Raw genomic sequence first — 21,529 nt, 5'->3', positions numbered from 1 at the left:
GCCGTCGTCAGGCGAGGTCTGACTCGAGGGCGATCAACGGCGCAAGGGCAACCGTGAGCCTGTCGATTTTATCGACGGACAAACGCGCCAAGGGCCGACGCGGATTCCCAGCCCCATAACCGCTGATCTGGGCAGCGGCATAGACCGACTGTACATAATCACCCTGCCAGATCAATGACATCACCGGCTCGATCGACCGCCAGATCTCCCGGGCTCGCGCCCAATCCAGTTCCATGGCAGCCTTCGCCACCGCAACACAAGATCGCGGCGCCATGTTCGCCCCACCCCAGATCAGGCCCGCGGCACCGGCCAAGAGCGCGTAAGGCACCAGCGCGTCGGCGCCATTCATCGTCGGCAGGCCCGTGCGGATCAGCGAGGCCTGGGCGGCGAGATCACCGCTGCTGTCCTTGACCGAGACGAAGTTTGGAATCTGGCTCAACTGGCGAAACAGCGAAGGGGTCACTTCCACGCCCACTGCCTGGGGCACGTTGTAACCAATGATCGGCAACCCAGCTTCGGACACCGTGGCGTAGAAATCGACGATGCCCTGGTCGTCGGTGGGGCCTTCGAAAAACGGTGGCAGCACCATGACGCCATCGGCGCCGCATTCAGCGGCATGGCGGGTGCGCTGCACCACTTCCTCCGCCAACAAGGCAGAAGTTTGCACGATGACGCGAGCACGCCCATTGATGACCTTGGCACCAAAGGCAACCAGCTGCCTGGACTCTTCCTGGCTCAGGTAGACGTGCATGCCCGTCCCGGAACTCAGGACAAAACCCTGTACGCCAGCAGCCAGATAGTGTTCGAGCAACGTCTCGAAGCGTGGATAGTCGATCTTGCCTTGGCCATCAAACGGCGTGGTCACGGCCAGGTTGAGACCGGAAAAAGCGAATGCGGACATTGAGTTGAGTCCCTTCTTGTTCTTCTTGATCGGATGCGCCAACAACCCTTTCGGGCTGTTTGCATGCAATAGCAATGGCCGACGCAGAAAGCGCCGGCCATCGTCGCCGGGAAATCAACCCACCGATTTAAGTGGAATCTGGGCCTGGAGGCGCGTCAGCATGGTTTCGCAATACCAATCGTCAAACTGGCATACACCATTTTCCGCAATGTCCGAGAAGGGTCCCGGTTCGTAAGTCGGCGAGGTCACACCGGCCTGCGTGCCTTCCACCAGACGACGGTCTTGATCGTTGGTGGCAAGCCAGACCTTCGTCAGCCGATCAATCTCGTAGTCAACACCTTCTACGGCGGTATTGGGCACCAGCCATTTGGTCGTCACCAGTGTTTCGCCAGGTCCGATCGGGAGGACCCGGAAGCTCAATGCGTGATCGCCAAGAAAGTGGTTCCAGGTAGATGGGTAGTTAAAGTAGAGCAACGCGCCGATATCCGGCTCGCCGCTTTTATCCAGGCGTCCCGTCACAGCCGGTTTACCATCCATCGTGTAGCTCACCGCGCCCGCGGAAAGCGGAATGCGTGTCATACGAAAACGGCCATTCGGGTCCATGACCAGCTTGCTGGGCATACCGGCGATTTCGCAGCGATTCCAGTGCGCCGTCAGTTCGGGATCATCTTCGCCCCCGACGCCTGCCACCGAAAGATTCTCGACAAAAGAGTTCATCAACTCCGGATGCGTACCGTCACAGTGGAAACACTCGCGATTGTTTTCAAAGACGAGCTTCCAGTTACCCTTTTCTATGAGGTTTGACTCGAAAGCCACCTTGCAGTTATCCAGGAAATGCGGGGCGATGAAAGGACTTACAGAGTTCCTGAAACTTTCGAACTCGGGCGCCTCGTCGGCGACGCATACGTAAATGTAGGTATGAACAACTTCACAATGAACAGGTTTCAGGTTGTATTGAGTCCTGTCGAAATCGGCGCCCATGTTACCGGCAAACAAAAGGCTGCCATCCAGTTCGAAAGTCCACTTATGATAAGGGCAGACCAGTTTTGCAACTTTGCCCTGGGCGTGCTCACAAACTTTAGAGCCACGATGGCGGCAAGCATTGTGAAAAGCCCGGACCTGGCCACTCTTGTCCCTGATGACCAAGACTGGATAGTCACCGATCTGCAACGTCAAGTATTGCCCGGGTTTTTCAAGCTCAAAGGTATGCCCGGCAAAGATCCAATCCTTGTGCCAGATCTGCTCGAGATCCTGGCGAAAAACATCGGGCTCGATATACAGTTCGCGTGGAAGCGCGTGGCGGGCCTTGCGCTTTTTAATCAGGTCGATCACGGATGCTTTGATATTCATTATTATCCTCTACACATCAACCTGACGGTTAATGGCAAGTACGCCCAGAAAACGCTGTCATGGCCGGCGGATACAGCGCAGAAAATCGCCCAACGCAGCCGCTGAACACGCATGTATCAGCCATGTTTAACACGAAGAGTACGATAGCCAATCCGCTCGACAAAACTACATTTTCGTTGTTCAACTGATAACTTGGCGTTATGACCCGGTGAACCCGGACAATACCCTGTTTACATTTCGCTAGCGGCCGAGAGGAGCCTGCCGGGGGGGAAATTCATACGGCCCATCTGGAAAACTTCGAAAGGATCCAGTCGCGCACTCTCCGACAGGCATCTTCATATTCGGTCCTTTCATTACAGGCAACATAATGGAGACTGTTTCGAAGCGTCACCTGCTGCTCGACGGGGCGAACAAGCTGGCCTCTCTCGACCATGGCCCCGACCAGCTGGTTCCAGCCCAGTGCGACACCTTGATGGGTCAAGACCATGTTCATGATCAGGTTGTAATCATTGGCATGAAAAATAGGCGGGCAGTCGCCAGGACGCTCATCAATATCAATGTTCAGAAAAGCCAGCCATACCCCCCAGTCCACATGCTCAGCCACCCCCGAGCGTCCATAGGGGCTCAGATCGAGTAGCGAAGAATCGCGAACGCCTTCAAGCGAAGTCAGTTCGGGGTGCGACTCCAGGAATACGGGAGAGCAAACAGGATAAATAATATCGTGGCACAACTGATAGCTCTTATACCCGTCCCCTACCTTGCGAATCTTTGAAATGATGATGTCCGGTTCTACGCCAGGCTCCATATTCACAAAGTTCTGAGTAGTGATCAGGTTGAACTCGATATCCGGGTTCGTCGCACGAAACTCTGGAAGATGTTCTGTCAGCCACAATGCAGAGAATGCCGGCGAGCAACAAACAGTCAGGATGTGCTTCTGCGTCGGCGTGGTACGAATCCTTTCAGCCGCCTGTGCGATATTGACGAAGGACAGTTGCGCCGCCTCAAAAAAAATCTTCCCCTCGGCGGTGAGTTCTACAGTCCGCCCGGCGCGCATGAACAGTTGAGCGCCCAACGAATCCTCAAGCTCGCGAATCTGCCGACTGATCGCTGCTTGCGATACACAGAGTGCCTCGGCTGCCCGAGTGAAGCTTTCATATTTGGCGGCGGCGACAAATGCTCTGACCGCCCTGAGGGAAGGCATTCTGAGTAGTAATGTATCGGGGTCAACGTGTCTGCTGAGCATGGTAAGCCCTCACACTCCTTTCCTCCGCGAAAGCCGCGCAGCGTAACTCAATCGCCTGGACCAGGCCATACAAAGCGTCGTGATCGCGCCAAGGCGGTCGTTTCGACAGGCCTCGATAACGTTAGGTTATCCATAAAGCCCTGTAAATGTTGTTGGATTTAAGACCGGGATACTTATAGATTGAAAAAAAGCCCGAGCCCAAGGGCAAACAATAAAAACAAGGTTAAATGTCATGCGCACATCAATCATTTATTCCTGCCCGCCTAAATTATCAACGCTCGAACTCGATTCGATTTCGCGCGCTTGTAGCGTTACACGCAAAGGAGGGACGCGATGACTAGTTCAGACGAAATCATTTCTGTTAAGAACGTTTTTAAAATATTTGGCGCACAACCCGACGCGGCAATGAAAATGCTCGCCGCCGGCGCCTGCAAACAAGATGTCTTTGAGAAAACAGGCCAGGTTATTGGTGTTTTCGACGCCAGCTTTGCCGTCAAGCGTGGCGAAATCTTTGTGATCATGGGGCTCTCGGGTTCTGGCAAGTCGACGATGGTGCGCTTGTTCAACCGCCTTATCGAACCCACCTCCGGCAGCATTTATCTGAACGGTCGCGAAATTACCGGGCTGGCTGATAAAGCCCTGCTTGATGTCCGCCGTAAAGAGATGGGCATGGTGTTCCAATCCTTTGCCTTGATGCCCCACATGAGTGTCCTGGAAAACACCGCCTTCGGCCTGGCGATTTCCGGTATCGCTGAAAAGGAGCGCCATAGCCGCGCCAGGGAAGCCCTCAGTCAAGTCGGTCTAGCCGGACAGGAGCACAGTTATCCGCATCAACTTTCCGGTGGTATGCAGCAAAGGGTAGGCCTGGCCCGCGCGCTTGCCAACGACCCGACCATCCTGCTGATGGACGAAGCCTTTTCCGCCTTGGACCCGCTTATCCGCAGCGAGATGCAGGGAGAGCTCATCCGCCTGCAAGCCGAGCAAAAGCGCACCATCATCTTCATCTCCCATGACATTGAGGAAGCCGTTCGCATCGGTCATCGCATCGCGATCATGGAGGGAGGCCAGGTGGTACAGATCGGCACACCTCAAGAGTTGATCAGTCAACCGGCCAATGACTATGTACGTACGTTCTTCAAAGGATTCGACAGCTCCCGGATTCTCAAGGCAGGCGACGTGGCCAAGCTCGATCCTGAATGGGTTCGCAAGCTGAACGGCCAAGCGCCACAGTTCAAGGCCGGCCTACCGTTTGGTTACTTGATTGATGAAGGCGGGCAATTGCTCGGGGTCGTGGATATCGATGCCAGTGGCGCTGGTGGCAGCACGCATTACACCCAGCACCAACAGCACCCGGTATTTACCGATACCCCCCTGCACGAAGTACTGGAAATCGCCGCCAACCTGCCCTATCCGGTCCCTGTACTCGACCGTTCGGGGGCGCTCACCGGGACCCTGTCAAAGAGTGAGTTACTGCAAACGCTGAGCCGCCACTAATACAGGCGCGCCCCTCTACGCCGGCGCGTCCCTGACCTGAAGTACCTGCGGCCTTCATAACGCCGCTGCGGTGATGATGAAGAGGTAAACCCTGATGTCCGAGTTCAGTTTTCTCGACCCGTTTCAAGTCCTCACTATTCCATTGGGTGACTGGGTGGAAAGCACCCTCAATTTCCTGGTACACAACTTTCGCGATGTGTTCCGCGCCATCCGCTGGCCGATTGACCAGGTACTGAACGGCGTCGAGTACACGTTGCAGAGCATCCCACCCAGCATCGGGATCATTCTGTCTTCCTTGCTGGGATGGCAGCTAGCCGGTAAACGCATGGCTCTGCTGTGTTTTGTGACGCTCACCCTGCTGGGCCTGATCGGTGTCTGGTCCGAGTCGATGACCACGCTGGCGCTGGTACTGACTTCAGTATTCTTCTGCGCCTTGCTAGGTATACCCCTGGGTATTCTCTGCGCCCGTAGCGACAACCTGGAAAGGATCTTGCGCCCCGTACTCGATGCCATGCAGACATTGCCGGCGTTCGTTTATCTGGTCCCTGTCGTCATGCTGTTCGGCATCGGCAACGTGCCGGGCATCCTGGTGACCATTGTCTTCGCCCTCCCCCCTCTGGTGCGCCTGACGAACCTGGGCATCCGCCAAGTACCGGAAGACAAGATAGAAGCGGCCCGCGCTTTTGGCTGCACGCCTCGGCAGATGCTGACCCGCGTCCAGTTGCCACTGGCGACCCCCACCATCATGGCTGGACTCAATCAGACCCTGATGCTCTCGCTGTCGATGGTGGTCATCGCTTCGATGATCTCGGTGGGCGGCCTGGGCCAAATGGTCCTGCGCGGCATCGGTCGCCTGGACATGGGCTTGGCTACGGTCGGCGGGACTGGCTTGGTGCTGCTCGCCATCTTCCTTGACCGACTGACCCAGGCCATGGGTGCTCGCACCGGGGCCGACCCAAGCCTGCGCTGGTATCACACAGGTCCTGTCGGCGTTGTTCTGCGCTTGTTTGGAGCGAAACAACCGGTGGGAAGGAGCAAGACAGCTTAACCCCTCGTATTCGATCTGCCGCCCACGAAGATAAAACCAAAAAAGGTACGCGAAAATGTCTGAATTCAAGCTTTCCCGCAGCGTTCTCAATTGCGCTACAGCACTCGCCATTGTGGCTACGTCCCTGTGCGCGAACGCCTCGGCGAACCAACCGGGCGACGGTGTAAAGGTTACCCCTATATTCCCTTCTATCGCTGAGGAACGATTCCGCGGTGAAGTGGCGATGGAAGGTCTTCGAGAGCTGGGTTACAAGGTGCAGGAACCCAAGGAGACCGAGTACGGCGTCATGATGATGGCCCTTGGCAGTGGTGATGCGGACTTTACGGTGCATTTGTGGGACAAATTGCACGATAAGTTCTACCAGCAGGCCGGGGGCGATAAGGCCATGGTCAAGGCGGGCGACATCATGCCCGGCGTACTCCAAGGTTATTTGATTGACAAAAAGACCGCTGACGCCCATGGCATCAAATACATCACCGATCTGGAAAAACCGGAAATCGCCAAACTGTTCGACACCAACGGCGACGGCAAAGCGGACATGACGGGATGCAATCCTGGCTGGGGCTGCGAGCTGGTTATCGCTCATCACATGAAGGCTTACGGCCTCGAAAAATCGATAAACGTCAACCAGGGTTCTTATTTCGCACTGATGGCCGACACCATCACTCGTTATAAGGAAGGTCAGCCGATTCTTTACTTCACTTGGGTTCCACAGTGGATCGCCACTGTGTTGGTCGAAGACAAGGATGTGGTATGGCTGGAAGTACCGAAAACCGACTTGCCTGAGGGCAAGAACGATGTCAACACGATGTACAACGGCAAGAATCTCGGCTTTGCGGTAGATAAAGTCGAGGCGGTGTTGAACAAAGACTTCGCCGAGAAAAACCCGGCGGCCTTGAAGTTCCTTTCGGTGATGCAAATTACCACCGCCGACGAAAGTGCCCAGAACTTGAAAATGCAACAGGGCGAGAAAAAGCCGGCTGATATCCGTCGTCATGCCAAGGACTGGGTGGCCGCCCATCGGCAGCAGTTTGACGCATGGTTGCAATCAGCTCGCGCAGCGGCGACACAAGCGAGCAAATAATAAGCCTATCGAGGTGGGGCACGTCGCTGACTGCCCCGTCCTTTAATGACATTGCGTTCGTCGCAGCACGTCGCCTCACAACACCGTTAATTGAAACTGCAAAGTCTTGACACTTACGTCCGTTGGTTACTCAGCTCACGTGAAATTATCGCGCACCCTTTTTTTGCATGACTGGCGTCGGATCGGTTGAATGAACAGGATCTTGAAATGTTAAAAGTCTCTTCGTTACCTGCCGATGATCAATCTTGCGGGTGGTATCACTTGAGCAAAGGGCGCCCAATCAGGCCCGCCCATCAAGGCCATAGCAGCGCCCGTTGGGTCATTGTCGGTGCCGGCTTCACGGGGCTTGCCGCCGCCCGTCAACTCGCCACTCACTTCCCCGACGATCAGATCGTGTTGATCGACGCTCAGGAAGTGGGCTTTGGAACTTCCGGTCGTAATGCCGGGTTCGCTATCGACCTGCCACATGACATCGCCGCTGAAGATTACATTGGCGATATCGCCACGGCCAAAACAACGCTGAAACTTAATCTCAGTGGCTTGAGTTATCTAAAAGAGCTGGTTGAACGCCACAACATCGACTGCCAGATGAAGCATTGCGGTAAATATCAGGCGGCCGTTGAACCACGAGGCATCGCTGTCCTGGAGGCTTACCGTCGCGGACTCGATAAGCTCGATCAGCCCTACCAGATGATCGAGGCTGGCGAACTACCCGAACATATCGGCACGCATTTCTACCGCAAAGCCTTATTTACCCCAGGGACTTCTTTGCTTCAGCCCTCGGCGCTGGTCAAAGGGCTGGCCGACAGCCTCCCCAGCAACGTGACGCTGTATGAAAACACCGCGATCACCCATGTCGAGTACGGCACCAAGACGGTGCTCAAGCACGCCGGGGGCTCAATCACCGCCGACAAACTGATCCTGACCAATAATGCCTTTGGCATGAGTTTCGGCTTTCTGAAAGGGCGAATGCTACCGGTGTTCACCTATGCCAGCCTGACCCGTCCCATGACCGAGCAAGAGCAAGCTCGCCTTGGCGGCCGGCCTTATTGGGGCATCATTCCTGCGGATCCATTCGGTACCACGGTACGTCGCACACCGGATAACCGTCTTTTGATCCGTAACAGTTTCAGCTTTAACCCGGATGGCCGCAGCGACTCAAAATATTTGAAACGCTTTGTCGCCAGGCATCAGGCCTCTTTCGAACGACGCTTTCCCATGCTGCCTGAAATGAACTTCGAATATACCTGGGGTGGCGCACTGGCTCTTTCACGTAACCATATGGGTTATTTCGGCGAACTTTCACCCCACGTCTATGGGGCACTGTGTTGCAACGGATTAGGCGTTACCCGCGGGACGGCAACCGGCAAACTCTTGGCTGATTGGCTGGCTGGAGAACAATCCGAGCTCATTGATTTCGTCTTGAAATCACCCGGCCCCTGCCCTAACCCACCCGCACCGCTGGTTTCCGCGGGCGTCAATATAAGTTTGCGCTGGGGACAGTACCGAGCGGGTAAAGAAAGTTGATCCGGCCCGCCAAACTTGAAGAAGTTGAGTCCACTTGTTCGATCTTCAGCAGGCGGCCTCCCTTAGTTTAAAAAATGGGCTGCGCTGACGCTATCGATCTAGCGCCGCTTGATAGGCAGTGACACTAACTGGAGCGAGATTAATGAAATTTGAAGGCATTTACACACCGGCCGTTACGCCTCTGACCTCTGACGGCAGTATCGATAAGACCGCCTTCGCCGAAGTCCTGGAGTATCTGGTGGACTCCAAGGTCCACGGCATCATTATCGGCGGTTCAACCGGCGAATATTATGCTCACACCGCCCAAGAGCGTTTCGACCTGGCCGCCCAGGCCAAGGACGTGCTGCGCGGTCGCCTGCCGCTGATCGTGGGGACCGGCGCCATCCGCACTGAAGACTCGGTCGCCTACGCCGAAGCGGCGAAGGCCATCAACGCCGATGCGCTGCTGGTGGGCTCACCGCCCTATGCACTGCCAACGCAAAAAGAGATCGCCCTGCATGTCAAGGCAGTGGACCGCGCCGCCAATCTCCCCATCATGCTTTACAACTATCCAGGCCGCATGAGCGTAAGCATGGGCGTGGAATTCTTTGATGAGGTGCGCGATGTAAAAAACATCGTCGCCATCAAGGAAAGCTCCGGTGACATGGCGCAGATGCACCGTTTGGCCTGCAAGTACCCGCACATCGCGCTGTCTTGCGGCTGGGACGATCAAGCCCTGGAATTCTTCGCCTGGGGCGCCCGCAGTTGGGTGTGCGCCGGTTCCAACTTCATTCCCCGCGAGCACGTCGCGTTGTACGAGGCCTGCGTGGTCGAGAAAGACTTCGACAAAGGCCGCCGCATCATGGCGGCGATAATGCCGCTGATGGACTTTCTGGAAGGCGGAAAATTTGTCCAGTCCATCAAGTACGGGTGTGAACTGACCGGCTTGAGCACCGGCGGCCTGCGCGCCCCGCTGCACGGCCTGGACCTTGAGGAAAAGCAGGCGCTGCAAGGCGTCGTCACCGAGCTCAAGCGCAACATCGCGCAGATTACTGGAGGTGCCTGAAATGGCTGATTTACTGACCAAGGAGCAGTACGCGGCCATCGCCGCCAAGTTGCAGTTTCCTACCCAGGCCTTTATCAACGGCGAGTTCCGTGATGCCCTCTCTGGAAAAACCTTCATCACGACGAACCCGGCCACGGGTGAACAGCTTGCAGAGATAGCAGCTTGCGATACCCGTGACGTTGACGTTGCCGTGGCTGCCGCCAAGCAGGCGTTCGAGGATGGTCGCTGGCACAAACTGTCTCCCGGCGCACGCAAGCAGGTGCTCCTGCGTTTCGCCCAGTTGCTGGAAGACAATGCCCATGAGCTCGCGGTGCTGGAAAGCCTGGACAGTGGCAAGCCGGTCAGCGAATGCCAGAACGTCGATGTACCCGACACCATCCATACCTTGCGCTGGCATGCGGAATTGATCGACAAGGTGTACGACAGTACCGCGCCGACCGGCCACGGTGCCGTAACGATGGTGGTGCGCGAAGCGATCGGTGTCGTCGGCCTGGTCCTGCCTTGGAACTTCCCCTTGTTGATGCTGGCCTGGAAGATTGGTCCGTCCCTGGCCGCTGGCTGTTCCATCGTGGTCAAGCCGGCCAAGGAAACCACCCTGACCGCGCTACGTGTTGCCGAGCTGGCCCACCAGGCCGGTATTCCGCCAGGCGTATTCAACATTACCCCTGGCGGCGGCCGGGAGGCTGGCGAGGCAATCGGTCGGCACATGGATGTGGCGATGGTCAGCTTCACCGGTTCTACCGACACGGGCCGGTTGTTCCTCAAGTACGCGTCCGAGTCGAACCTCAAGCGCGTGGTGCTTGAACTGGGGGGGAAAAACCCCGCCGTGGTGATGAATGACTGCGAAGACCTCGATCAGGTTGCCCAGTATGTGACGGCCGGCGCGTTCTGGAACATGGGCGAAAACTGCTCGGCCTCCTCGCGGCTGATTGTTCATGAAGACGTCAAGGATGAACTGCTGCAACTGATCAGCAAGCACCTGCGCGATTGGAAAATGGGTGACCCACTGGATCCAGAAAATCGCCTCGGCGCCATGATCAGCAAAACGCATTTCGATAAAGTGCGTTCTTATCTGGAATATGCAGCCGAGCAGAAACTCAACGTGATGCAAGGTGGCGAGACCGAGTCCGGCGTGTTCGTGCAGCCGACGATCATTGATGGGGTCGAACGTGACAGTCGCCTGTTTATCGAGGAGATCTTCGGGCCGGTATTGAGCGTCACCAGCTTCAGCACGATCGACGAAGCCATCGAACTTGCCAATGACACGGTCTACGGCCTGGCGGCATCCGCCTATACCGGCAGCCTGCGTAACGCCTTGCGTCTGTCGCGGGAGATTCGTGCGGGCGTGGTCACGGTCAACTGTTTCGGTGAAGGCGACGCCTCCACGCCGTTCGGCGGCTACAAGGAGTCTGGCTTTGGCGGACGCGACAAATCCGTCTGGGCACACGATCAGTACACCGAGCTGAAAACCATTTGGATCGATGCTTCGTAACCTGTTCGAGCACGGGCTGTACTGACAGCGTTCAGCACACCGGTCACCGCTCCACGCAAGCGGTGATCGGATTAGGTGTTAAAGCGTATGGATCCCTTCATGACCACTTCACCTTTTTCAGTTCCAGCCAATGCTCGGCGCATCGACCCCGCCAGGCAGCGTGCAACTGCATTAAAAAAAGACGGCTCCGTCAATGACAACGACCGTGTCGAAATCGGCCCTACTGCGCTGGCTTTTGCCGAGTGGGAGAGCTTGGGCCTGGAGCCGCCCCAGTTACCCACCCTGCGCAAGTACCGATTACAACGGATAGTCGATCAACTGGTCGCCCGTGACCTGGGTGGCATCCTGTTATTCGATCCGCTGAATATCCGCTACGCGACCGATACCACCAACATGCAACTGTGGACGACACATAACCCCGCACGGGCATGCTTTGTCGCCGCCAGCGGGCATGTCGTCCTGTGGGACTTCCATGGTTGCGATCACCTTAGCGCCCATCTGCCACTGGTGACGGAGTTGCGCAGTGGCGCATCGTTTTTCTTTTTCGAGACCGGTGAGCACACGGATCGGCATGCCAGGCATTTCGCCGCGCAACTCGACGAATTGCTGCGCCAACACGCCGGAGCCAACCGCCGGCTTGCGGTCGATCGAGTCGAAGTCGCCGGCGTGCGCGCATTGGATGCCCTGGCGATCGAGCTTTGCAGCGGCCAGGAAGTCACCGAATTCGCGCGCATGATCAAGGGCCCGGATGAAATCAAGGCGATGCGCTGTGCGGTGGCTTCATGCGAAGCGTCAGTGGCCGAAATGCACCAGGCAATGCGCGCCGGCGCGACCGAAAACGATGTCTGGGCCGCGCTGCATTCCGGCAATATCCGCCGCGGTGGCGAATGGATCGAGACGCGCATCCTCAGTTCCGGTCCTCGCACCAACCCCTGGTTCCAGGAGTCCGGCCCACGGGTATTGAGCGACGGCGACCTGCTGTCCTTCGATACGGATCTGATCGGCACCTACGGCATGTGCGTGGACATGTCTCGCAGCTGGATCTGTGGGGGACTGGAGCCCACGGCCGAACAGAAGCGCCTGTACCGGATCGCCCATGACCATATCGTCCATAACACCGAGTTGATCAAGCCGGGCGTACGCTTCACCGAGCTGACCGTCAAGGCGCACCGGTTGCCCGAACCGTGCCGGGCCCAACGCTATGGCGTGCTTTATCACGGCGTCGGCCTGTGTGACGAATACCCGAGCATTCGCTACCCAGAGGACTTGGAATCCTACGGATACGAGGGCGAACTGCAGCCGGGCATGGCCCTGTGCGTCGAGGCGTATGTCGGTGAGGTGGGCGGACGGGATGGCATCAAGCTGGAGAACCAATTGCTGGTGACCCAGACCGGTTATGAATTACTCACCCACTACCCTTTCGATGAGAGTTTCCTGCGGGATACGAAGCACACGTCATGAACCCGATGATCGAGCCCCAGAAAACATCGAGCGTGGGATTCCTGTTGCTCGATAACTTTTCCCTGACCTGTTTCACTCATTGCCTGGACGTGCTGGTGACCGCCAACCTCATCCAGCCCGGGTCGATAAGAATCCATACCTTCAGTCGCAACGACTCTGAAGTGATCAGCGACCTGGCAATCCCCATCAGGCCAGACACACCGTTAACCGATATCAGGATCGCGGCGCTGGACTTGATGATTGTCTGCGGCGGGCTACGCACGCCGAGGGTACTTCCCGGCGGGCTGGTAACGCTGCTGACCAAACTGGCGAACCTGCCCATTGCGCTCGGCGGGTTATGGAACGGCGCCTGGTACTTGGGCAAGGCCGGACTGCTGGATGGTTACCGATGCGCTATTCATGCCGAGCAACGAATGGCCTTGTCGGAGTGTTCGCCCAAGACCACGGTAACGCTGGATACGGTGGTGTTCGACAGGGACCGATTCACGGCATCAAACCCAGCCGGTGCCTTTCAGATCATGATGAAATGGCTTTACGCTGCCCTCGACCCGAAAGTCGCGGACGCGGTGTTTGACCTGTTGGACCATGAGTCTCGGTTTCGTACCTCGGCCAAGGTCCTGGATCGCAAAGTCAGTGCCTGTCTGCGAGAAGTCATTGCGTTGATGGAATGCAACCTTGAAGAACCTTTAAGCCTGGACTTGCTCGCTCAATGCGTTCAGCTTTCCAAGCGCCAGATCCAGCGCCTGTTTCGCAAGCAGATCAATATGTCTCCCCAACGCTACTATCTGGAGCTTCGGCTGACCGAGGCACGGCGCCTGCTACAGAACTCCAGGCTGACCGTCACGGATGTCGCCATTGCCTGCGGTTTCGTCTCCACCCCTCACTTCAGCAAGTGCTACAGCACGCTTTTCGGTTTTCCGCCATCAAAGGAAAGTCGTTACGAAATATAGCGTCGGCCGGCCACCAGCGCAGGTCCGTTTGCGACTGCAAGGCAATCAGCCCGGTCCGGGCAAACCGCAACGTGTAACGCTTCGCAGAGATGCGTCACCCAGTCGACCGCTTCATCCAGGGTAAAGCGACGATAAGTCGTGGTCTTCAAGGGTATCGCCTGAATATTCGTTCGATGCATTCGATGCCCTTCACCAAGGGCATCGGATGGCAACACAACTATCGGATAGCGGCCATTACTGGGCCGGTGTCACGGCAGCGGTCTGGCTGCCGAACATCGCTTCGAAGCGGGGCTTGTTGGCGGCGTAGTACTCGGCAACGACCTTGTCTGCCGAACTGTCACGGGCGGACGACATCAACTTCTCAAGGTCGGCCTTGGGAATCTTGAAGTTGGCAAAGAACCGCGCGACATCGGGATGCTCGGCGCTGAAGCCTTTGCGGGCAATCGCGTGAATCTGCTCGGCGCCGCCGAACACCTGCTTCGGGTCATCCAGGTAACGCAGTGGCCACTTGGCGAACATCCAATGAGGACTCCAGGCGTTGACCAACGACCACTTGTCCCGCTTGTTGTTGCGATCCAACTCACTGAGCATGCCGGACTCTGAAGACGCGACCATCTTGTAGCCATCGAGCTTGTACTCCTTGATGGCCTTCTCAGTGAGTTTGTATTGGCCGTTGCCCACTTCCGACGTCAGGATCTTGCCGCCGAGCTTTTCCCGCACTTCAGGCTTGTTCAGGTCTTCGACACTGGCCAGCTCGCTGGTGGGAATGGACGTTGGCACCGCCATGCCGATCCGACCTTCATACAGCACACCGAGGTCTTCGAGCTTGTCTTTGTATTTGTCGTAGAACGACTTGTGAGTGCTCGGCAGCCAAACCATCGGGATCAGGTCGATATTGCCGTTGGCCAAGGCCTGGAACTGAATGCCAATATCGGCGAGCACCAATTTGACCGGTTGCTTCAAGTGGTCGCGCAATGCGGTATCGGCCAGCTTTACAGCGATTTCCGTATCCGACCAATTCACCCAACCGATACGAATGGGCGTGGGTTCCTCGGCGTGGGCGATCAGACTGCCGCAGGCCAATGCAAGGCCGGCAAACCAGCCGATAAAAGTTTTATTGGATAACGTCATCATGTGCATCTCCGCAGACTGTATTAATAGTTATTGGCAGGGCAGCAGAAGCATTCATTTCCCATCGCGGCCGCGCACGGCCATGGGTAAGTTCTAATTATGAAAATCACGGCTATCGAGTGTGGCCTACCCTCCTTCGCCCGTTGGCGGGTTGAATCTTTCAAGGTTGTCGATAAACCCGTGGCGAGGGAGCTTGCTACCTCGCCACGGGTTCGTCGTTTAACGTCTTGAATTCAAAATGCTTTTTCGAGCGCCGGCAGTGCTTCGAACAGGTCCGCCACCAGCATGTAATCCGCCAGTTGCGCAATCGGCGCTTCAGCGTCCTGGTTGATCGTGACGATGGGGTGACCGGTTGGACGATCTGGAACATCCCTGTTTCGACTGGATGGTAATCCTGGTTTTTCCGTCAGGCAAGAAAAATGTACACGTGTGTCCCAATCGTTGACACACATGAACATTCGACCTACCGTTGTGTCAAAACCAAGCCTGATGTTCTGTTCCCGGAGCAACACCATGTCCAGTGATCCTCTGCTGCAGCCCTATAAGATCAAGCACCTGACCCTCAAGAACCGGATCATGACCACCTCCCATGAGCCCGCTTATCCTGTCGACGGCATGCCGAAGGATTTGTACCGCGCTTATCACGTCGAACGCGCCAAGGCCGGCGTGGCGCTGACCATGACGGCGGGCTCCGCCGCTGTTTCCCGTGACAGCCCGCCGGTGTTCAACAACGTGCTGGCGTACAAGGACGAAGTGGTCAAATGGATGAAGGACCTGACCGACGAATGCCACGAACACGGCGCGGCGGTGATGATCCAACTGACCCACCTGGGCAGGCGCACCCGCTGGGACAAGGCTGACTGGCTCCCGGTCGTGTCACCGTCCCATCGCCGCGAAGCGTCCCACCGGGCCTTTCCGAAAAAAATGGAAGAGTGGGACATCGACCGGATCATCAAGGATTATGTGGACGCCGCCGAACGCATGAAGGCCGCCGGCCTCGATGGCTTGGAACTGCAGGCGTACGGGCACCTCATGGATCAGTTCTGGTCGCCACTGACCAACGATCTCGATGGCCCTTACGGTGGTTCTCTGGAAAACCGCATGCGCTTCACCTTCGAGGTGTTGCGCGGTATCCGCCAGCGCTGCGGTGAGGATTTCCTGCTCGGGGTGCGCTACACCGGTGACGAAGACCTGCCCGGCGGCTTTGGCGCCAGCGACGGCCTGCAGATTTCCCACATGCTCAAGGACAGCGGCCTGGTGGACTTCCTCAACGTCGTTCGTGGGCACATCGATACCGACGCCGGCCTCACCGACGTGATTCCGATCCAAGGCATGCGCAACTCGCCGCACCTGGATTTCGCCGGTGAGATTCGCTCCGCTACGGGCTTCCCGACATTCCATGCGGCCAAGATCCCGGACGTTGCCACGGCGCGGCACGCCATCGCCTCCGGCAAGGTCGACATGATCGGCATGACCCGCGCGCACATGACCGACCCGCACATCGTGCGCAAGATCATCGAAAAGCGTGAAGAGGAAATCCGCCCATGCGTGGGCGCCAATTACTGCTTGGACCGCATCTACCAGGGCGGCGCCGCGTATTGCATCCACAACGCCGCCACCGGGCGCGAAACAACCATGCCCCACGAAATCCCCAAGGCGGCGGTCAAGCGCAAGGTGGTGGTGATCGGCACCGGCCCGGCGGGCCTGGAGGCGGCACGGGTGGCCGGCGAACGTGGCCACGAGGTCACGGTGTTCGAAGTCGCGGATCATCCGGGTGGACAGATCCGCTTGACCGCGCAGAGCGAGCGGCGGCGCGAGATGATCAGCATCATCGACTGGCGCATGGCGCAATGCGAGCGGTTGGGCGTGAAGTTTCAATTCAACACTTGGGCCGAGGCCGAGACGGTCATGGCCGCAGAGCCGGACGTGGTGATCGTCGCCACCGGCGGCTTGCCGCACACCGAGGTGCTCAAGCACGGCAATGAACTGGTGGTGTCGACTTGGGACATCATTTCCGGCGACATCAAGCCCGGCAAGAACGTGCTGATTTTCGACGACGCGGGCGACCACGCAGCGCTACAGGCGGCCGAAGTGATCGCCAACAGCGGCGCAAAACTGGAGATCGTCACGCCGGACCGCTCGTTCGCGCCGGAGGTGATGGCAATGAACCTGGTGCCTTACATGCGCAGCCTGCAAGACCTGGACGTCACTTTCACTGTCACCTATCGGGTTGACTCCGTGGAAAAACGCGACGGTCGCCTGGTGGTCAACTTCGGCAGCGACTACGGCCAGGTGCACAAGCAGCGCGTGGTCGATCAGGTGGTGGTCAACCACGGCACCCTGCCCCTGGATGACCTGTATTTCGAATTGCGCCCGCATTCGAACAACAACGGTGCGGTCGAACAACAGGATCTGATTGCCGGGAAAACCCAAAATATCGTGACCAACCCCGAAGGCCGTTTCCAGTTGTTCCGGATCGGCGACGCGGTGTCGGCGCGCAATACCCATGCGGCGATCTACGATGCCTTGCGGCTGGTGAAAGACATTTGAAGTGGTGCCCTTGATCCCAGGGATCAGGGGCATTTTTTTATGCGCTGGTGAAGGGCTTCGTTCTATCAGGCTTAGAGCCCCTTGCGAGCCACGCTGGCACCTGCCTGCAACGCCCTTGCGACCTGCTCCTCAAAATGTCCTTCGGTCATCGTCTGCAAAGCGGCGGCCGTTACACCACGGTAGGCGACCAAAGCATCGATCATTTGCTGGGCGTCGCGGCTCGCCAGCAATTGACTGCTGTTGACCACGACATTTTTCGCGGCAAGCTGCGCGATGTCGCCAGGGATGCCGGCTGCCATCGCCTGATTGGCCAACGCAGTCATCAGCAAGGCCGGAAAGGCCGGACCGGTGCCCGAGAGTGCGGACAAGTAATCAATGAAGTCCTCTTCCTGAACCTCAGCTGCCGTACCCACGCATTCGAACACGCGCTGCACAAAGCTTCTCGTTGTCGCCTCTACCTCTCCAGCACAATACCAAGGCGTGAAGGACTGGCCGATTTCCACCGCCGCGTTGGGCATCGCCCGCACGACCGCCGCAGGGGAGGTCTGCGCGACGATCACTTGTGCCTTGATCCCGGCCATCAGGGAGATAACGGTCTTGCCAGTCGCGTTGATATTCAGACGGGTGAAATGCTCGGGGCGAACCGCAATGATGATAACGTCGCTGCGATCGACCAAGTCCTGGTTATCCGTGACCAGGCAGGCGCCTTGTTGTGCCAATGGGTGACTGCCCGAACGGTTGGAAATGACCAGGTTGCCTGCCGGCAGCAGTGCCTTCGCCAACACTGCCTTGGCAATCGCGCCGCCCAACCAACCGGTTCCGCCAATGATCCCCAGGGTTTCATTGATCATCGGCGGTGCCCTCGTCGAACGTGTCGGTCAAGGGAACGAAAACCCCCGGCTCTTTTTCGGCATAGCCGAACTTCCCGTAGAAACGATCCAGTTCGCGCTGCTTGGGGATTTTACCGGTGAAGATGCTCACGTAATGAGGAATGCGCTGGAAGCGCACGGTGATCAGCTCAGTCGTGTTCATGGTGATGTAGCCAATCTGCGTCAGATAGATCGTTCGGGCCCGGGTGTCAGCGCCTTGGCTGTCATAGCCAAAGCGCTTGAACATGCTTGCCAGGGCGTTCATTCGCTGCTCATCTACCGCCGCGACCTCTTGAGCCACTTCAGCGGACTGAAGCGCCCAACTGCGCACGGCAAACTCGAACTGCGAGTCGAACAGCTGAGGGTTAAGCCAGCACTCGAACACATTCAGGATCGCCTCGGAGATGCTTTCGGCATAGCTTTCACTTTGCCGGACCAAGCCTCCCGTATTGGTCTCCCGCCAACGCGATAGCAACGCAGCCAGCAGTTGCTCGCGGTCTTCGAAGAACCAGTAGAAGCTGGTGCGTGACAAGCCCAGGCGCTTGGCCAGCGGCATGACCCGGACAGCATCGATGCCCGACTCCTTCAGAGCTTCGTAGGCCGCTTCCAGCCAGCCCTCCGGCGAGCCCCGCCAGCCTGCGTCCTGGGCCTTACTACGGGCCTTCCCTACCTGCGGCATCGTGCGCCTCCTTCTTCAAATACGTAATAGAAATGTACCCTGATGATCCCTTAATGTACACATGAGTACATTCTGTTGACTTGACGGTATTGAGCACTACTGGCAGGAAACCATGGAAACCCTGGCCCAGGTGACGTTCGCCACTCTGGTGTGCGAGATCATCGCGCGCCGCCCTGCAGATTCGCTACGAAACGGGCCATCCCTTGATCGTGCGGGATGAAGCCGGTACCGTCCTGGGCATCTTGCGCGACGATGACCTGTATCGTGCACTGCTGGGGCACAACCTGTCGCACCCCGTGCCCGATGAGCCCGCACGAGAATCTTCGGTGGCGTGAGTCACCCGGCACGGCGTTGGAACACACCTATGCAACCCAGCGATATCGATAAAAAGGTCAAGGGCTATCGGCGGTTGATACCGTCGATGACGGCGTTGCTGGAATTTGAAGCCGTGGCGCGGCTGGCCAGTTTCACCCTGGCCGCCCAAGAGCTGGGCGTGACGCAGGCGGCCGTCAGCAAACAGATCCGGTTATTGGAAGATACCCTGGGGACCAAGCTGTTCCATCGGCTTCATCGGTCGATCAAGCTGACCCACGAAGGCTATGTGCTGCACCTGGTCGTCGCCGAGTCCATTCATCGCATGGCCAGTGTCTTCGACAAAATTGCCGAGGGCATTGGTGAGCAAGAGATCACCATCGCCTGCACGCAAGCGTTTTCCCACTCGAGAATACTCCCCCGGTTGATTGCACTGCGCACCCTGCAACCGAAGTTGAAGTTGCGCTTGTTGACGCAACAGGTCTCCCCCAGTTCATACCGGGATGACGTCGACCTGGCCATCCGTTTCGGCAATGGGAAATGGGAGGATGGCAGTTCGCTTTTCCTGTTCGATGAAGAAGTGTTTCCCGTTTGCGCGCCAGCCTGGCTGGCCGCCAACGCGGCCCCCTCGTCCGTCACCGATTTTTTGGACACGGCGCTGATTGACTCCGATTCCACCCTGGAAGGCTGGATGACCTGGAACCGTTGGTGCCGGGAACTCGGCGATGGGCGTCCCAAGCTCACCTATTCATTTCGCTGCAGTTCCTATAACGATGCGATCGAGGCGGCCATCCAAGGCCACGGCATTGCACTGGGATGGAGTCGACTGATCGCGCATCGACTCAACAGTGGTGAGCTGATCAGAATTATGCCTTACGTGGTCAAGCCAAAAGACGCTTATTACCTGGTTATTCCGAGCGGTCGAAAACTGGAGCCCATCACCCAGGCGCTGATCGATTGGCTGCGCGACGACAGTTACCTAAACCCTTGATTAAATAGCTTTTTAAGGCCTGCTTTACGCATAACGCAAAGTTATGCGAGCGTGAAAATAAAGCGCATTGACGGCCTTATCCCACCTTTCCAAACTGTACTCGCCGCCTGATCAACTTTGCGTTTGAGCGAGACCCATAATGACAATTAATACCGTGAAGACCCATCGTGAACTCCTGACCGACCGCACGCCCGGCAATGGCATGCCGGGCGGTTTGTTTGGTCGCCAGGATGTTTTTGAAACCGACGTCGATATCTTTTTTACCCAGCATTGGATTCTGGTGGGGGTCACCAGCGACGTCCCCGAACCCGGTGATGTCTCGACCATCGACATTGGCAAGTCATCCATCCTCCTGGTGCGCGACGATGACGAGCATGTGCAGGCGTTTCGCAATGTCTGCCGGCACCGCGGCGCTCGCTTGAAACCGGCCGGCAAGTCGACGGTGGGCATGCTGGTCTGCCCTTATCACCAGTGGACCTACGACCTGGACGGCAGCCTGAAACATGCGGCACACATGGGCCAGGCGTTCGACCCTAAATGCAAAAGCCTGATTCCGGTGCACACTCGGGTGATCGGCATCCATGTCTTCGTCTGCCTGGGCGACGAACCGCCAGAAGACATCTTGTACCTTGACCAGGTCATGACACCGCGTTTCGCCCAATATGACATTGCCCACTCCAAGATCGCCTACGAATCGGAAATCATCGAGAACGGCAATTGGAAACTGGTGATCGAGAATAACCGCGAGTGCTATCACTGCGCCGCCACCCACCCGGAATTGACCGCCTCTTTCCTGCCCGAAGATTTCGGTTTCTGCACCGACGGGCTGGGCGAGGATTCACTCCAGGCGCTGGCGGAGTATCACCGCCGCAATGCCGAGACCAAGGCCAACTGGGAGCGCGAAGGTTATATCTGCGAGGCCGTCGAACACCTGGGCGAAGACGTCGTGACCCAGTTCCGCTCGCAGCGACTGGCCATTGCCGGCAACGGCGAATCCCAGACCCTGGACACCCGCGTGGCGTGCACCCGACTGTTTGGCGACCTCACGCGCCGCGACTTGGGCGACGTGCATCTTTGGACGCACAACTCATGGGCCCACGTCATGAGCGACCACGCCGTGGTTTCTTACATCATCCCGCTGGCACCCGATAAGACCCTGGTGCGCACCAAATGGCTGGTCCATGCCGATGCCGTCGAAGGCGTCGATTACCCGTTGGATAAGCTGACCGAAGTCTGGGTCGCGACCAACCAGCAAGACGCCAACCTCGTCGGCATCACCCACAGCGGCACCCAGGATCCGGCCTACACGCCCGGGCCGCTCTCGGCCTTTACCGAAACCTATGTCGACCAGTTCTCCCGCTGGTACGCGGCGCGTCTGGCCGCCCATGGCGTGTGAGGAATG

19 protein-coding genes are annotated in these 21,529 nt (G+C 57.6%); 12 read left to right on the top strand and 7 right to left on the bottom strand.

Going from position 1 to position 21,529, the window contains the following annotated elements; all coding sequences use genetic code 11:
- Positions 1-7: 7 nt before the first annotated feature.
- The 3 genes from J3P95_RS10090 to J3P95_RS10080 form a co-directional block, all read right to left on the bottom strand.
- A complete protein-coding gene (locus J3P95_RS10090) occupies positions 8-901 on the bottom strand; it encodes a dihydrodipicolinate synthase family protein (RefSeq protein WP_434562613.1) in 894 nt (297 codons plus the stop codon).
- A gap of 114 nt (positions 902-1,015) precedes the next feature.
- Positions 1,016-2,251 carry an aromatic ring-hydroxylating oxygenase subunit alpha gene (locus tag J3P95_RS10085; protein ID WP_434562611.1) on the bottom strand — a complete coding sequence of 412 codons (1,236 nt, stop codon included), beginning with the start codon at positions 2,249-2,251 and terminating at the stop codon, positions 1,016-1,018.
- A 274-nt stretch (positions 2,252-2,525) separates the two neighbouring features.
- The gene (locus J3P95_RS10080; RefSeq protein WP_434562609.1) at positions 2,526-3,494 is read right to left on the bottom strand and encodes a LysR family transcriptional regulator; all 969 of its coding nucleotides are present in this window, start codon (positions 3,492-3,494) and stop codon (positions 2,526-2,528) included.
- Between the two features lie 333 nt (positions 3,495-3,827).
- Here J3P95_RS10080 and J3P95_RS10075 point away from each other — a divergent pair, with 333 nt between their 5' ends.
- The 8 genes from J3P95_RS10075 (at position 3,828) to J3P95_RS10040 (ending at position 13,595) form a co-directional block, all read left to right on the top strand.
- Positions 3,828-4,988 (top strand): quaternary amine ABC transporter ATP-binding protein, encoded by a 1,161-nt coding sequence (locus J3P95_RS10075; protein WP_434562607.1) that lies wholly within the window; start codon positions 3,828-3,830, stop codon positions 4,986-4,988.
- A 94-nt stretch (positions 4,989-5,082) separates the two neighbouring features.
- Positions 5,083-6,036: a glycine betaine/L-proline ABC transporter permease ProW gene (proW, locus tag J3P95_RS10070; protein WP_434562605.1), complete on the top strand. Its 954-nt coding sequence runs from the start codon at positions 5,083-5,085 to the stop codon at positions 6,034-6,036.
- A gap of 55 nt (positions 6,037-6,091) precedes the next feature.
- Entirely contained in the window at positions 6,092-7,120 is a 1,029-nt protein-coding gene (proX, locus tag J3P95_RS10065; RefSeq protein WP_434577490.1) for a glycine betaine/L-proline ABC transporter substrate-binding protein ProX, read from the top strand.
- A gap of 207 nt (positions 7,121-7,327) precedes the next feature.
- Entirely contained in the window at positions 7,328-8,647 is a 1,320-nt protein-coding gene (locus J3P95_RS10060) for an NAD(P)/FAD-dependent oxidoreductase (RefSeq protein ID WP_434563764.1), read from the top strand.
- A 142-nt stretch (positions 8,648-8,789) separates the two neighbouring features.
- Positions 8,790-9,692 carry a dihydrodipicolinate synthase family protein gene (locus J3P95_RS10055; protein WP_434577492.1) on the top strand — a complete coding sequence of 301 codons (903 nt, stop codon included), beginning with the start codon at positions 8,790-8,792 and terminating at the stop codon, positions 9,690-9,692.
- Position 9,693: 1 nt separating this feature from the next.
- Positions 9,694-11,184 (top strand): aldehyde dehydrogenase, encoded by a 1,491-nt coding sequence (locus J3P95_RS10050; protein WP_434577494.1) that lies wholly within the window; start codon positions 9,694-9,696, stop codon positions 11,182-11,184.
- A 99-nt stretch (positions 11,185-11,283) separates the two neighbouring features.
- The gene (gene dddP, locus J3P95_RS10045; protein WP_434577496.1) at positions 11,284-12,645 is read left to right on the top strand and encodes a dimethylsulfonioproprionate lyase DddP; all 1,362 of its coding nucleotides are present in this window, start codon (positions 11,284-11,286) and stop codon (positions 12,643-12,645) included.
- Positions 12,642-13,595: a GlxA family transcriptional regulator gene (locus J3P95_RS10040; protein ID WP_434562595.1), complete on the top strand. Its 954-nt coding sequence runs from the start codon at positions 12,642-12,644 to the stop codon at positions 13,593-13,595. Before dddP ends, J3P95_RS10040 begins: the two co-directional genes overlap by 4 nt.
- A 234-nt stretch (positions 13,596-13,829) precedes the next feature.
- Here the strand turns inward: J3P95_RS10040 and J3P95_RS10035 are convergent, their stop codons facing one another.
- On the bottom strand, positions 13,830-14,729 hold the full coding sequence (locus J3P95_RS10035) for a glycine betaine ABC transporter substrate-binding protein (RefSeq protein ID WP_434562589.1): 900 nt from the start codon (positions 14,727-14,729) through the stop codon (positions 13,830-13,832).
- Positions 14,730-14,959: 230 nt separating this feature from the next.
- Positions 14,960-15,241, bottom strand: coding sequence for a hypothetical protein (locus tag J3P95_RS10030; RefSeq protein WP_434577498.1), 282 nt, complete (start codon positions 15,239-15,241; stop codon positions 14,960-14,962).
- Here J3P95_RS10030 and J3P95_RS10025 point away from each other — a divergent pair.
- Positions 15,240-17,276, top strand: a complete 2,037-nt coding sequence (locus tag J3P95_RS10025; protein ID WP_434562585.1) for an FAD-dependent oxidoreductase — start codon at positions 15,240-15,242, stop codon at positions 17,274-17,276. The genes J3P95_RS10030 and J3P95_RS10025 overlap by 2 nt on opposite strands.
- 71 nt (positions 17,277-17,347) lie before the next feature.
- Here J3P95_RS10025 and J3P95_RS10020 read toward each other — a convergent pair whose 3' ends face one another.
- Together J3P95_RS10020 and J3P95_RS10015 are read right to left on the bottom strand one after the other, a co-directional pair.
- Complete coding sequence (locus J3P95_RS10020) at positions 17,348-18,127, bottom strand: pyrroline-5-carboxylate reductase family protein (RefSeq protein WP_434577500.1); 780 nt, start codon at positions 18,125-18,127, stop codon at positions 17,348-17,350.
- Positions 18,117-18,824 (bottom strand): TetR/AcrR family transcriptional regulator, encoded by a 708-nt coding sequence (locus J3P95_RS10015; RefSeq protein WP_434562581.1) that lies wholly within the window; start codon positions 18,822-18,824, stop codon positions 18,117-18,119. The genes J3P95_RS10020 and J3P95_RS10015 overlap by 11 nt, the downstream gene beginning before the upstream one ends.
- Positions 18,825-19,027: 203 nt before the next feature.
- Here J3P95_RS10015 and J3P95_RS10010 point away from each other — a divergent pair, with 203 nt between their 5' ends.
- The 3 genes from J3P95_RS10010 to J3P95_RS10000 all read left to right on the top strand — a co-directional run bounded on the left by J3P95_RS10010 (position 19,028) and on the right by J3P95_RS10000 (position 21,523).
- Positions 19,028-19,159 (top strand): hypothetical protein, encoded by a 132-nt coding sequence (locus tag J3P95_RS10010; protein WP_434562579.1) that lies wholly within the window; start codon positions 19,028-19,030, stop codon positions 19,157-19,159.
- Positions 19,160-19,188: 29 nt separating this feature from the next.
- A complete protein-coding gene (locus J3P95_RS10005) occupies positions 19,189-20,127 on the top strand; it encodes a LysR substrate-binding domain-containing protein (RefSeq protein WP_434577502.1) in 939 nt (312 codons plus the stop codon).
- A gap of 139 nt (positions 20,128-20,266) precedes the next feature.
- Positions 20,267-21,523, top strand: coding sequence for an aromatic ring-hydroxylating oxygenase subunit alpha (locus J3P95_RS10000; protein WP_434577504.1), 1,257 nt, complete (start codon positions 20,267-20,269; stop codon positions 21,521-21,523).
- The last annotated feature ends 6 nt before the right edge of the window (positions 21,524-21,529 follow it).

Source organism: Pseudomonas sp. Z5-35 (genome assembly GCF_051131945.1).
In the GTDB taxonomy this organism is placed as follows: domain Bacteria; phylum Pseudomonadota; class Gammaproteobacteria; order Pseudomonadales; family Pseudomonadaceae; genus Aquipseudomonas; species Aquipseudomonas marvdashtae.
This window is presented reverse-complemented; position numbering and strand designations above follow the sequence as displayed.

Excerpts from the sequence above, each read along its gene's own strand:
- dddP (WP_434577496.1), top strand. The coding sequence starts at position 11,284 with ATGACCACTTCACCTTTTTCAGTTCCAGCCAATGCTCGGCGCATCGAC.
- J3P95_RS10025 (WP_434562585.1), top strand. The coding sequence starts at position 15,240 with ATGTCCAGTGATCCTCTGCTGCAGCCCTATAAGATCAAGCACCTGACC.
- J3P95_RS10090 (WP_434562613.1), bottom strand. The coding sequence starts at position 901 with ATGTCCGCATTCGCTTTTTCCGGTCTCAACCTGGCCGTGACCACGCCG.
- J3P95_RS10005 (WP_434577502.1), top strand. The coding sequence starts at position 19,189 with ATGCAACCCAGCGATATCGATAAAAAGGTCAAGGGCTATCGGCGGTTG.
- proX (WP_434577490.1), top strand. The coding sequence starts at position 6,092 with ATGTCTGAATTCAAGCTTTCCCGCAGCGTTCTCAATTGCGCTACAGCA.
- J3P95_RS10040 (WP_434562595.1), top strand. The coding sequence starts at position 12,642 with ATGAACCCGATGATCGAGCCCCAGAAAACATCGAGCGTGGGATTCCTG.
- proW (WP_434562605.1), top strand. The coding sequence starts at position 5,083 with ATGTCCGAGTTCAGTTTTCTCGACCCGTTTCAAGTCCTCACTATTCCA.
- J3P95_RS10085 (WP_434562611.1), bottom strand. The coding sequence starts at position 2,251 with ATGAATATCAAAGCATCCGTGATCGACCTGATTAAAAAGCGCAAGGCC.
- J3P95_RS10030 (WP_434577498.1), bottom strand. The coding sequence starts at position 15,241 with ATGGTGTTGCTCCGGGAACAGAACATCAGGCTTGGTTTTGACACAACG.
- J3P95_RS10020 (WP_434577500.1), bottom strand. The coding sequence starts at position 18,127 with ATGATCAATGAAACCCTGGGGATCATTGGCGGAACCGGTTGGTTGGGC.
- J3P95_RS10060 (WP_434563764.1), top strand. The coding sequence starts at position 7,328 with ATGTTAAAAGTCTCTTCGTTACCTGCCGATGATCAATCTTGCGGGTGG.
- J3P95_RS10035 (WP_434562589.1), bottom strand. The coding sequence starts at position 14,729 with ATGATGACGTTATCCAATAAAACTTTTATCGGCTGGTTTGCCGGCCTT.
- J3P95_RS10050 (WP_434577494.1), top strand. The coding sequence starts at position 9,694 with ATGGCTGATTTACTGACCAAGGAGCAGTACGCGGCCATCGCCGCCAAG.
- J3P95_RS10055 (WP_434577492.1), top strand. The coding sequence starts at position 8,790 with ATGAAATTTGAAGGCATTTACACACCGGCCGTTACGCCTCTGACCTCT.
- J3P95_RS10080 (WP_434562609.1), bottom strand. The coding sequence starts at position 3,494 with ATGCTCAGCAGACACGTTGACCCCGATACATTACTACTCAGAATGCCT.
- J3P95_RS10015 (WP_434562581.1), bottom strand. The coding sequence starts at position 18,824 with ATGCCGCAGGTAGGGAAGGCCCGTAGTAAGGCCCAGGACGCAGGCTGG.
- J3P95_RS10000 (WP_434577504.1), top strand. The coding sequence starts at position 20,267 with ATGACAATTAATACCGTGAAGACCCATCGTGAACTCCTGACCGACCGC.
- J3P95_RS10075 (WP_434562607.1), top strand. The coding sequence starts at position 3,828 with ATGACTAGTTCAGACGAAATCATTTCTGTTAAGAACGTTTTTAAAATA.